Below are 11,744 nucleotides of genomic sequence, written 5' to 3'. Positions count from 1 at the left end.
GGGGCGACCGGGGAGGTCGCCGGGGGTGGTGGGGGCGGCCGGCCCGGCCGCGAGGCGGTGGGCGACGACCTGGGCGATGGTCACGACGGGGACGCCCTCGCGGCGCCCCAGCTCGATGAGGCCGGGCAGCCGCATCATCTCGCCGTCGTCGGCGACGATCTCGCTGATCGCCGCGACGGGGCGGAGGCCGGCGGCCACCATCAGGTCGACGGCCGCCTCGGTGTGGCCGTCGCGCTCGAGCACCCCGCCGGGCCGGGCCCGGAGCGGGATGACGTGGCCGGGGCGGTGCAGGTCGTCGCGGACGGAGGCGGGATCGGCCAGGACCCGCAGGGTGCGAGCGCGGTCGGAGGCGCTGATGCCCGTGGTCACGCCCTCGGCCGCGTCGACGCTGACCGTGTACGCGGTGCCGCGGGCGTCCTCGTTGCGGGCGACCATGGGCGGCAGGTCGAGGAGGTCGGCGATCTCGGCCGACATCGGGGCGCAGACGAACCCGGACGAGACCCGCACCGTCCAGGCCAGCCACTCCTGGCTCGCCAGCTCGGCGCTCAGCACCACGTCGCCCTCGTTCTCGCGCGACTCGTCGTCGACGACGATGACCGGCCGCCCGCGGCGGAGGTGCTCCAGGACGGTCGCGACGTCGTCGAGGGGCTCGGCGCCGGTGCGCCGAGGCACCTCGGGGGCACCCGCGCGGGTGCCCGACGCCTCGGTCACGACGCCCGGCCGGAGCGGTGCGCGCCGGCGGTGGCGTCGAGGGCGAGCATGCGGCGCACGTGACGCGCCAGGACGTCGGTCTCGACGTTGACCCGGTCGCCCGGGGCCTTGTCGCCGAGCGTCGTGGCGGCGAGGGTCTCGGGGATCAGGCTGACCTCGAACCACCCCTCGTCGACCCCCGGCTCGCTGATGCCGCTGACGGTGAGGCTCACGCCGTCGAGCGTGACGGAGCCCTTGTCGACGAGGAGGGGGGAGAGGTCGTCGGCGAGGCTCAGGCGCACGCGCCGCCAGGCGTCGCCCTCCTCCGTCTCGAGCACGGACGCCGTGCCGTCGACGTGGCCCTGCACGATGTGGCCGCCGAGGCGGTCGCCCACGCGGGCCGCCCGCTCGAGGTTGACGGGCAGGCCGGGCTCGAGGTCGCCCAGGGTGCTCATGACCAGCGTCTGCTTCATGACGTCGGCCGTGAACGACTCCCCGTCGCGCTCGACCACGGTGAGGCAGACGCCGCTGACCGAGATGGAGTCGCCGTGCTCGGCGCCGTCGACCGCGAGCGGCCCGTGCACGGTGAGGCGGACGCTGTCGCCCACGTCGGCGAGCCGCACGACACGGCCCTTCTCCTCGACGAGACCCGTGAACACGTCAGATCACCGCCGTCGGCAGGAGAAACGGGAGGGCGGGCACCGGCGTCGGCCGGCGCCGCGGGGCGAGGGTGGTGGTCATCATGTCTCCGTCGGTGAGCCTGCTGGGGCTCTCCGGGGACGACGCGAGGTCGCGGCCAGCCCGGGCGCCGTCGTCGACGAGCCCTGGCCCGCGCTGCCTCCCTTCCGGACTGTGACCGTCGGTACCGGAGTTCCACCGGTTCAACCGGGGCGACCACCGTCTGGGGGCCGCACCGGGTCGCGGACTGTGACCGCCGGTTCAGATTTTCGCTGACCCCGGAGCGCGTTGCTCACCGGCGACGATAGCACCGGGCCCCGACAGCGGCCTCGGCCGCCGTCACGCCCCGTCACGTCGCCCCGCCGGGTCAGGTCGGAGGGTGGAGGCCCTCGTCGGCCGGCCCGGTCCGCCAGGCCGTGAAGTGCACGGTGAGGCCGTCGCGCGAGGGGGCGCAGCACATCGGCCCCGCCGTCACCGCCGCGTCCGCGTCGAGCGGAGACACCCGGACCAGGCGCCACGGCTCGTCGTCCACGCGGGCACGGACCGTCAGGGCGTCGCCGGAGCGGCTGGCCCGGACGGTGACCTCGCGGTCGCGCCAGCCGGGGACGGGGGCGAGCGACCAGTCCGAGACGCCCCGCGTGACGACGGCGCCGAGGCCGTCCTCGCCGTCGCTGCGCTCGACGCCCGCCTTCGTCCACGTCTCGTCGTCGACCCTCACGAAGACGCCGGCCTGGTCGAACTGGGCCGAGAAGTCGAGACGGAACGAGACCTCGACCGCGGTGCCCTGCTCGAACGGCGCGAGGAGGGCGTGCTCCGTGTCGTGCACGAACCCGTACGAGGTGACGCGCCAGGCGTCGCTGCCCTCGACGGCGGTCACGCGCATCCCGTCGTCGCCCACCTCCACGCGCGCGGGCGCAGTCGTCCAGCTGCCGGTGCTCCAGTCGACGTCGATCATGCGGTCGAGGCTACGCCGCCGCCGACCCGCGACACGGCGCGGCGCGGCGCAGCGACGAGGCTCAGTCGACGACGAGCCCCAGGTGCGCCGCGAGCGCAGGGGCCAGCACCTGCAGCTGCACGGCGTCGACGGTCGCCCCCCGGAGCCCGTCGAGCCCGTCGACGCGCTCGAACGAGGTCGTGCGCAGGTCGACGTGGGCGAGGGAGGCGCGGGTCACGTCGAGCGTGCCGACGCGGCAGTCGACGAGGGCCACCCGCAGGGCCTCCGCGCCGCCGAGGTCGAGCTCACCGACGCTGCAGCCCTCGAGGACGACGTCGGTGAGGCGGGCCCCCCGCAGGTTCAGGTAGTCGATCTTGCCGCCGACGACACGGACGGAGCGCCAGTCGGCGTCGAACAGCTCGGCCGAGCCCCAGCGCGGGCGCTCGACGCGGACGTCGTGCCAGGTGCTGCGCCCGGCGGCGAGCTCGGGGGCGAACGAGTCGGCGACGACCGTCTCGACCAACCGGGCGCCCCGCAGGCGAGCCCTGCCGAGCCGGGGCGCCTCGAGCACGCACTCGCGGAGGACGACGCCCTCGAGGTCGCGGTCGGCGAGGTCGGCGTCGACGAGGCGCTCCCGCTCGCGGTCGTCGTGCGGGGCGAGGGAGTCGCCCGTCACGTCGACGAGGCCGGTCGGGTCGACGTGGTCGATGCGGGGCGCGTCGGTGCCGCCGCCCGGGGCGGCGCCCGAGCGCCCGGCGCGGGAGGAGGAACGACGGGGAGCGGCCATGCGGACGAGGCTACCGATGGCCGCCGACACCGGACGGACTCGTTCTGGGGAGTGCCGCCCCGGCAGGAGGGGGGCACGATCAGTTCCATGCGCATGCATGAACGCTGCGCGCCGCTGCCCTGACCACCCGACGGTCGGGCCGCGCCCCTCCCCCGCCCCGACCGGAGAACCCCCGTGCCGTCATCCCTCCCTGCCCGTCTGCCGTCGGCCTTCGCCGCCGGCCTCCTCGCGACCGGCCTGCTGCTCGCCGGCCTGGTCGCCGCGCCCGCCGCGCCCGCGAGCGCCGCGCCGGCGCCCGCCCCGACCACCGCCTCCCTGCCGAAGGACCAGCTCGTCGTGCCGCCCTCGGCGCTCGCCCGGGCCGACGCCCTCGACGACGCGCCCACGACCGGCCCGGTCGTCCACACCCTCTGGGTGAGCACCGTGTCGGCCACCGCCGCCACGACCGACGACACGGTCACCTCGCTCGACCGCGCGTCGATCGACGCCGCCGTCACCGCGCTGCACGACTACTGGTGGGAGGAGTCGGGCGGCCGTGTCGACGTCCGCCTCGGCGGCGTCGAGGAGCGCTCCCTCGGCGGCACGAGCTGCGACGCGTCCACGACGCTGAGCAAGGTCAAGGCCTCGGCCTTCGGCGGCTCCTTCGCCTCGTACGGCTGGGCCGGCACCGAGAAGCACCTGCTCGTGCTGCCCCGCGAGGCGTGCGGCACGCAGGCGTTCGGCACCATCGGCGGCGACGGCGGCGAGATCGTCAGCTCGTACGGCCTCGGCCAGCAGCTCGGCGTGCCCGTGCTGCTGCACGAGTTCGGCCACAACCTCGGGCTCGGCCACGCCGGCTCGGCGCTCTGCCGCAGCACGACCTCGTTCGACGGCGCCCCCGGCGACTTCCGCAGCACGGCCGACGCCGCCTGCCCCACCGAGGAGTACGGCGACCACCTCGACATCATGGGCTACTCGGTGTCGGGCGCCCGCCCGCACCTGTCGTCCCCGCAGCGGATGCGTCTCGGCTGGCTGCCGAGCACCGTCGCGCTGAGCACCCCGGCGACCACGAAGCGCGTCGTGCTGCCCTCGCTCGACACCGCGGCCGCCGGCCGCGCCGTCGACGTCACCGACCCCGTCAGCGGCCAGCACTACGTGCTGGAGTACCGCACGGCCACGGGCCGCGACCGGTCGAGCGCCGAGTTCGCCGGCGGTGCGCCCCGCTGCACGGTCGTCGCGACCGGCTTCACGAAGTGCGCGCTCGACAGCTCGGCCGCCACGGGCAGCGTGCGCGTGCTGCGCGCCCTCCCCCAGCCCGGCGGCTTCGCCACGACGGTGGCCCTCGCGGTCGGCACCGACGCAGCGGCCGACCCCGCCCGCCGCGACACCCACCTCGACGCCGGCGAGTCGTTCACGAGCGCCGGCGGCGGCTTCACCGTCGCCGTCGCGAGCCTCTCACCCCAGGGCGGAGCCGTGCTCGACGTCTCCCTCCGCGGGCCCCGCGGCGCCGTGTCGACCTCCACCGCGCTGACCCTCTCCACCGCCTCGCAGACCTACGGCGGAGCCGGAGCGACGGCGACCGCCGTCGTGACCCGCGCCGACGGCACGGCGCCCGCGGGCACAGTGAGCCTCGTCGACGGCTCGACCGTGCTGGCGACCGTGCCCGTGGGCACGAGCGGTCGCACGGCGATCGCCGTGCCGACGACGCTGGCCGCGGGGAGCCACGCGCTGCGCGCCTCCTTCACGCCCTCCGACCCCGCCGTCACGGCGTCGGGCTCGGCACCGCAGACGCTCGCGGTCACGGCCGGCGCGACGACCACGTCGCTCCGGTTCAGCGGCCCGCAGCAGACCTTCGGGTCGACGACGACGACCCTCACCGCGACCGTGCCGCAGGTGGCCGGCAGCTGGCCCGCCGGCACCGTGACCTTCACGCGCTCCGGCGTGCCGGTGGCCGTCGTGCCGCTGGCCTCGGGCACCGCGTCGTGGGTCGTGCCCGCGAGCACGTCGGCCGGCCGGTGGTCGTTCACGGCCTCGTTCGCGCCCTCGTCGACGTCGCTCGTGAAGTCGGTCAGCGCGCCCCAGACGGTCACGGTCGTGCCCGCGAGCTCGACGGTGGCGATCACGCCCGCCACGACGAGCCCCGCACGGAACACCGCCACGACGGCCACCGTCACCGTGCGCGTCGCCGGCGTCGCCTCGCCGGCCGGCTCGGTCACCGTGCTCTCGGACGGACGCGCCGTGCAGACGGTCGCCCTGACCTCGACCGGCCAGGGCACCGCGACGGTGACGCTGCCGCGGTACGCCACGGCCGGCAGCCCGGTGGTCTCGGTGCGCTACTCGGGCACGCCCGACGTGCTCGGCAGCACCTCGGCGGGCGTCACGCTGCGGGTGCGCTGACCGGCGGGGCGGGCGGGTCGGCCGGACGGGCTCCGTGCCCGCCCGGCCGCGCCCGGCGGCCTGCCCGACCGCTCAGCACTCGACGACGTTGACGGCGAGCCCGGCGCGGCTGGTCTCCTTGTAGCTGTCGGCCATGTCGCGCCCGGTCTGGCGCATCGTCTCGATCACGGTGTCGAGGCTGACGACGTGGCTGCCGTCACCGAGCAGCGCCATCCGCGTCGCGGCGACCGCCGTGCCCGCCGCGATGGCGTTGCGCTCGATGCACGGCACCTGCACGAAGCCCCCCACGGGGTCGCAGGTGAGGCCGAGGTGGTGCTCCATCGCGATCTCGGCCGCGTTCTCGACCTGACGGGGCGTTCCGCCGAGCACGGCGGTGAGCGCCCCCGCCGCCATCGAGGCGGCCGAGCCGACCTCGCCCTGGCAGCCGGCCTCGGCGCCGGAGATCGAGGCGTTGCGCTTGTAGAGCGACCCGATCGCGGCGGCCGTGAGCAGGTAGCCGCGCTCGAGCTCGTCGCGCGTCACCCCGTGGAACCGCATCGCGTAGTACCCGACGGCGGGGATGATGCCCGCAGCCCCGTTGGTCGGCGCGGTGACGACGCGGCCGCCCCCGGCGTTCTCCTCGTTCACGGCCATCGCGTAGGCCTGCAGCCACTGCGCCGGCAGGTCGGAGGTGAGCAACGAGGAGGCGCGGCCCTGGTCGACCGCGGAGCCCCCGATCGCGAAGGCGGTCGCCCGCTCCTCCTGCGCCCGCAGCATCTCGGCGATCTGGCGGGCCCGTCGCGGCACCTTCATCCAGCCGGGCAGCACCCCGGAGGCGGCGAGGCCGGCGTCGACGCAGGCCTCCATCGCGGCCCAACGGGCGGCGAGGCCCGCGGCGGCCGCGGCCTCGCCGTGCACCGCGACCTCGTTGCGCCAGGCCAGCTCGGCGATGCCGACGCCCTCGGCGTCGCAGAGCCGGAGCAGGTCGTCGGCGTCGACGAAGGCGAACGGGGCCTCGGCGGCGGGCACGACGTGCTCGTCGTCGCCGTCGCGGACGACGAACCCGCCGCCGGTCGAGAACCAGACCTCCCGCGCGAGGGTCGCGCCGTCGGCGTCGCGGGCCTCGAGGCTCATCGCGTTGGGGTGCCGCGGCATGCGGGTCAGGGGCGCCATGCGGAGGTCGTTCGGCGCGAAGGCGACCTGGTGCCGGCCGAGCAGCCGGAGGCCGCCTCCCTGCTCGACGGAGCGCTGCATCGACGAGACCACCAGCGGGTCGCAGGTCTCGGGCTCCATGCCCGCGAGGCCCGCGAGCACCGCCGAGGGGGTGCCGTGCCCGAGGCCGGTCGCGGCGAGCGAGCCGTAGAGGACGACCTCCACCCGGGCGACGTCGTCGAGCAGGCCCGCGGCGTCGACCCCGTCGAGGAAGAGGCGGGCGGCCCGCATCGGCCCGACGGTGTGCGAGCTGGAGGGCCCGATGCCGACCGAGAACAGGTCGAGGGCCGAGACGTGGTCGGTCATGGTGCCTCCGGGGCGGGGCTCGAGGTCGGATCGGGGTCGGGACGCCCGACGGTGCGGGCGTGCTCGCCCATCGCCGCCGCCATCTCGCCGAGGAACCTCCGGACGGTCTGCAGCTCGGCGTCGTCGTAGCCCGCCATCACGCGGTCGCTCAGCGCGCCGAGGGGCCCGAAGAAACGGCCGGCGACGGCGCGGGCCGCCTCGTCGTAGCGCACGATGACCCGGCGCCGGTCGACCTCGTCGCGCGTGCGGTGCACGTGGCCCGCGCGCTCGAGGCGGTCGATGACGCCCGTGGCGGCGCCGGACGTCACGCCGAGGACGTCGCCGAGGCGGCCCGACGTGACGGGGTCGCCCCGCTGCTCCGCCTGCATGACGTGCAGCAGCGCCTCCAGGTCGATGTGGCCGAGCCCCTGCTGCGCCGCGAACGCCTGGGCGACCCGCTGCGACTCGGTGGTGAGCCGCTGCATGGCCGTGACGACGTCGCGGCGGGCCCCGGCGCGGGCGGGCGCGCCCGGCGCGTCTCGCACGTCGGGGTGAGCCGGGTCTGGGTCGGTCATCGCGCCTCCTGTGCACTGATTCTCGCCGACGTCGGGTCGCCGCCGTGCAATACTCTCAGCAACTAAGACTTCCACCAACTGAAGGACACTCGTGCGCGCACTCGCCCGCCTCGTCAGCGGCCACCGGTCGGCCTGGGCCGTCCTCGGCGGCACCCTCGTCGCCGTCGCCCTGCTCTTCGCGTTCCTGCCCTCCGGCGGCGACGACGCGTTCCCGCCCTCCGGGCTCCCCGACGACAGCCAGGCGGCGGAGGTGACCGCCCTGCTCGACGAGTTCCCGTCGTCCGACACGACCGTCGGCATCGTGGTCTGGAGCCGAGGAGGCGCCGCCCTCTCCGACGCGGACGTCGCGTCGGTCTCCGCCCGCGCCGAGGCCCTCGCGGCCCTGTCGACCACCCCGCAGGCCGTCCGCCCGCAGGTCAGCGACGACGGCGCCGCGGCGCTCGTCGCCGTGCCGCTCGCCGCCGACGACGTCGACGCCGACCTGTCGGGCGTGGCCGGAGAGCTGCGCGCCGCCGCCTCGGAGGGGCTGCCCGACGACCTCTCGGCGTACCTGACCGGGCCCGTCGGCTTCCAGGACGACGTCTCGAACTCGTTCGCGGGGGCGGATTTCCGCCTCCTGCTCGTCACCGTGGTCGTCGTCGCCGTGCTGCTGATCGTCACCTACCGCAGCCCCGTGCTGTGGATCGTGCCGCTCGCCGTCGTCGGCGTCGCCGACGGCCTCGCGGGTCGGGTCGTGGCGGCCCTGGCCGAGCCGCTCGGGGTGACCGTCGACGCCTCGATCTCGGGGATCCTCTCGGTGCTCGTCTTCGGCGCGGGCACGAACTACGCGCTCCTGCTGGTCGCCCGCTACCGCGAGGAGCTGCTGCGCGACGACGACCGGCACCGGGCGATGCGCACCGCCGTGACGAGCGCCGGGCCCGCGATCGCGGCGAGCGGCGGCACGGTCGCGCTCAGCCTCGCCACCCTCGTGCTCGCCTCCCTCGCGGGCAACCGCGCCCTCGGCGTGGCCTGTGCCCTGGGCGTCGTGGTCGCGGTCGTCTTCGCCCTCGTCGTGCTGCCGGCCGCCCTCGTGGTCTGCGGTCGCGGGCTGTTCTGGCCCTTCGTGCCCCGCGCCTCCGCCCCCGGCTCCCCCGGCGCCGACGAGCCCCACCACCACGCGGCACGGAAGCAGGGCGCCTGGGAGCGCCTCGGCCGGGGCGTGCAGCGCCGACCGGTGGTCGTGAGCGTCGCCGCGGTCGCCGGGCTCGGAGTGCTCTGCCTGGGCCTCGGCGGCTACGCGGTCGGGCTCTCGCAGACCGACCAGCTGCTCGGCGACCCCGACTCGGTCACCGCCCAGCGCATCGTCGACGACTCGTTCTCGGCCGGACTCACCAGCCAGACGACGGTGCTCGTGCCGTCCGCGGCGGCCGCCGACGCCGCGGCCGTGGCCGAGGGCGTCGACGGCGTCGACTCCGCGACCGTCGGCGAGGCGGCCTCCGGGCTGACCCGCGTCGACGTCCAGCTCGCGGCCGAGCCGGAGAGCGACGACGCGTTCGTCGTCGTCCAGGCGCTCCGCGACGCCTACGCCGGGGCCGGAGGCGCGGTGTCGGACGCCCTCGTCGGCGGCAGTGACGCGACGGCCTACGACGAGCGCACCGCCGCGCAGGCCGACCTCCGCCTGATCGCCCCGATCATCCTCGCGGTCGTCTTCGCCGTCCTGGCGCTGCTGCTCCGGTCGCTGGTCGCCCCGGTGCTGCTCATCGCGTCGGTGCTCGCCACCTTCGCGGCGAGCCTGGGCGCGTCGACCTGGCTGTTCCAGCACGTGCTCGGGTTCCCGGCCCTCGACACGGCGGTGACCCTGTACGCCTTCCTCTTCCTCGTGGCGCTCGGGGTGGACTACAACATCTTCCTCACCACCCGGGCGAGGGAGGAACGGGAGCGGCACGGCACCCGCGAGGGCATGGTGCGCGCGTTGGCCTCGACGGGCGCCGTCATCACCAGCGCCGGCGTGCTGCTCGCGGCCGTGTTCGCCGTGCTCGGCGTGCTGCCGGTCGTCGCCCTCACGCAGGTCGGCGTCGTCGTCTGCATCGGCGTGCTGCTCGACACCCTCGTCGTGCGGACCGTGCTGGTGCCGGCCCTGGTCTTCCTCACCGGCGACGCGTTCTGGTGGCCGAGCCAGCGCCGCGGTCAGCCGCAGGCGGACCAGAGGCCGACGCCCGAGCCCTCGGCCGTGGCCTCGGCGGCGACGAAGGCGTCGCGGTAGCGGTACGGGTCGTCGTAGGTGTCCTCGCGGCCGTACCCCTGGGCGACGAGGTCGTGGTTGAGCATGACCCCGGCGGGCGTCCAGACGTAGCGCAGCAGGCGGTCGTACCGGTCGGCGTCGCCCTGCGAGGGGTCGGCCTCGAGCCAGACGGCCGACCCCGCCGGCAGGCTCGTGGTCGTGAAGGCGCTCGCCTCGGGGCCGAAGCAGTCGACCGGGGCGTCGGGCTGCACGGTTTCGGGGGTGTCGACGCCGATGAGGCGGACCCGCTCCCGGGCACCGCCGTCGGCGAGCACGACGATCACGGTGTCGCCGTCGACCACGCGCTCGACGGTGGCCTGGGCGGCGCCCTCGGGGACGGCGGCGGGCACCGCGACCGAGGGGGCCGAGCCGGCACCCGGGGCCGAGCCAGCGCCCGGGCCCGACCCGTCGCGCGAGCCGTCGAGGAGCTGCGGGAACGCCACCACGACCACGGCGGCCACGACGACGACCACGACGCCGAGCAGCGACGACCGACGACGGCGGCCCCGCGCGCGACCGCCGCTCACTCGGCGAGCCTCGTGCCGCGCAGCTCGGGCAGGGCGAGGGCCGCGGCGGCCGCGACGAGGAACACCGCGCCGAAGACGACGAAGAGCAGGGGCGCGCCGCCCAGCACGAGCAGCGGCGGCACCGACAGGGGCGCGACGATCGAGGCGATGCGCCCGACCCCGGCGGCCCAGCCCGACCCCGTGCCGCGCAGCCGCGTCGGGTAGAGCTCGGGGGTGACCGCGTACAGGGCGCCCCACGCCCCGAGGTTCGCGAACGACAGGGCCGCGCCCGAGACCACGATGTGCGTCGCGCTCCCGCTGACGACGCCCGCCCCGAAGGCGGCGGCGGCCACCGCGGAGCCGAGCAGGAAGGCCGCCAGGGTGGCCCGACGGCCCCAGCGCTCGATCAGCCAGGCCGAGACGGCGTAGCCGGGCAGCTGCGCCAGCGTGATGAGCAGCGTGTACTCGAACGACTTGACGAGCGGGAAGCCCGCCTCGACGAGCAGGGTCGGCAGCCAGACGAAGGCGCCGTAGTACGAGAAGTTCGTCGCCGCCCAGACGAGCCACAGGGCGACCGTCCGCCGGCGGAGCCCGTCGCGCAGGAGGGCGGAGAGGGAGGCGCGGCGAGCGCCCGACGCGACCCGCGCCTCCTCGAGGGCCGTCGCCCTGGCCGCCGCGGCCGCGACGTCGGCCGGGTCGGGGGCGGGCACCCCGGCGGCCCGCTCGAAGGCCCGGACGGTGCGCTCGGCCTCGTCGTGCCGCCCCCGCGACTCGAGGTACCGCACCGACTCGGGCATGCGCAGCCGCACGAACACGGCGTACGCCGCCGGGAGGGCCCCGATCAGCAGCGCCCAGCGCCAGCCGTCGTCGCTGGTCGGCACCACCAGGTAGCCGACCAGCGCCGCCGCGATCGAGCCGACCGCCCAGAACGCCTCGAGCAGCACGACGACGCGGCCGCGGATGCGACGCGGCGAGAACTCGGAGACGAGCGTCGAGGCCACCGGCAGCTCGGAGCCGAGGCCCAGCCCCACGACGAAGCGCAGCACGAGCAGCGCCCCGACCGACCAGCTGAGCGCGGAGACGCCGGTCGCCAGGCCGTAGACGAGGAGGGTGAGGGCGAAGACGGTCTTGCGCCCGAGGCGGTCGGACAGCGTGCCGCCGAGGGCCGCGCCGATCGCCATGCCGGCGAAGCCGGCCGAGGCGACGAACGCCAGGGCCCCGCGGTCGGAGCTCCAGACGACGGCCAGCTGGGCGATCACGAACGAGACGAGGCCGACGTCGAGGGCGTCGAGGGCCCAGCCGACGCCGCTGCCGACGAGCAGCCGGCCGTGCTTGCGGGTGAAGGGCAGCTCGTCCAGGCGCTCGGTGCGCGTGGGCGGTGCCTGCGTGGCGACGTCGTCGGTCATGGTGCCTCTCGGGCGCTGTCGGGTGGGGCGTCCCCGACACGCCCTGCCGTGCGCCA

The 11,744-nt window shown here is 76.1% G+C and carries 10 protein-coding genes; 2 read left to right on the top strand and 8 right to left on the bottom strand.

Annotated elements, in window-relative coordinates:
- The 4 genes from ribB to ASF82_RS02350 all read right to left on the bottom strand — a co-directional run.
- Positions 1–672, bottom strand: a 672-nt coding sequence (gene ribB / locus ASF82_RS15870) for a 3,4-dihydroxy-2-butanone-4-phosphate synthase (RefSeq protein ID WP_255354154.1), incomplete at its 3' end; no start/stop codon positions are given.
- Between the two features lie 35 nt (positions 673–707).
- Positions 708–1,349, bottom strand: a complete 642-nt coding sequence (locus ASF82_RS02360; RefSeq protein ID WP_056052903.1) for a riboflavin synthase — start codon at positions 1,347–1,349, stop codon at positions 708–710.
- Positions 1,350–1,735: 386 nt separating this feature from the next.
- A complete protein-coding gene (locus ASF82_RS02355; RefSeq protein WP_056052900.1) occupies positions 1,736–2,323 on the bottom strand; it encodes a DUF1349 domain-containing protein in 588 nt (195 codons plus the stop codon).
- 61 nt (positions 2,324–2,384) lie between these two features.
- Positions 2,385–3,089 carry a pentapeptide repeat-containing protein gene (locus tag ASF82_RS02350; RefSeq protein WP_162240250.1) on the bottom strand — a complete coding sequence of 235 codons (705 nt, stop codon included), beginning with the start codon at positions 3,087–3,089 and terminating at the stop codon, positions 2,385–2,387.
- Positions 3,090–3,263: 174 nt separating this feature from the next.
- On the opposite strand from ASF82_RS02350, the gene ASF82_RS02345 reads away from it, so the two are divergent.
- The gene (locus ASF82_RS02345; RefSeq protein ID WP_056052895.1) at positions 3,264–5,465 is read left to right on the top strand and encodes an Ig-like domain repeat protein; all 2,202 of its coding nucleotides are present in this window, start codon (positions 3,264–3,266) and stop codon (positions 5,463–5,465) included.
- A 72-nt stretch (positions 5,466–5,537) separates the two neighbouring features.
- Here the strand turns inward: ASF82_RS02345 and ASF82_RS02340 are convergent, their stop codons facing one another.
- Both ASF82_RS02340 and ASF82_RS02335 read right to left on the bottom strand, forming a co-directional pair.
- Positions 5,538–6,962, bottom strand: coding sequence for an L-serine ammonia-lyase (locus tag ASF82_RS02340; RefSeq protein ID WP_056052892.1), 1,425 nt, complete (start codon positions 6,960–6,962; stop codon positions 5,538–5,540).
- Complete coding sequence (locus ASF82_RS02335) at positions 6,959–7,516, bottom strand: MarR family winged helix-turn-helix transcriptional regulator (RefSeq protein WP_056052889.1); 558 nt, start codon at positions 7,514–7,516, stop codon at positions 6,959–6,961. Before ASF82_RS02335 ends, ASF82_RS02340 begins: the two co-directional genes overlap by 4 nt.
- A 91-nt stretch (positions 7,517–7,607) precedes the next feature.
- On the opposite strand from ASF82_RS02335, the gene ASF82_RS02330 reads away from it, so the two are divergent.
- A complete protein-coding gene (locus tag ASF82_RS02330) occupies positions 7,608–9,758 on the top strand; it encodes an MMPL family transporter (RefSeq protein WP_056052886.1) in 2,151 nt (716 codons plus the stop codon).
- Here ASF82_RS02330 and ASF82_RS02325 read toward each other — a convergent pair.
- Positions 9,683–10,303, bottom strand: coding sequence for a thermonuclease family protein (locus ASF82_RS02325; protein WP_056052883.1), 621 nt, complete (start codon positions 10,301–10,303; stop codon positions 9,683–9,685). The genes ASF82_RS02330 and ASF82_RS02325 overlap by 76 nt on opposite strands.
- Positions 10,300–11,688 (bottom strand): MFS transporter, encoded by a 1,389-nt coding sequence (locus tag ASF82_RS02320; protein WP_056052880.1) that lies wholly within the window; start codon positions 11,686–11,688, stop codon positions 10,300–10,302. Before ASF82_RS02320 ends, ASF82_RS02325 begins: the two co-directional genes overlap by 4 nt.
- Between the last annotated feature and the right edge of the window lie 56 nt (positions 11,689–11,744).

It is taken from the genome of Frigoribacterium sp. Leaf164 (assembly GCF_001423665.1).
Taxonomy (GTDB): Bacteria; Actinomycetota; Actinomycetes; order Actinomycetales; family Microbacteriaceae; genus Frigoribacterium; species Frigoribacterium endophyticum.
Note: the sequence above shows the minus strand (reverse complement) of the source record. Positions and strands in the feature narration are given on the sequence as shown.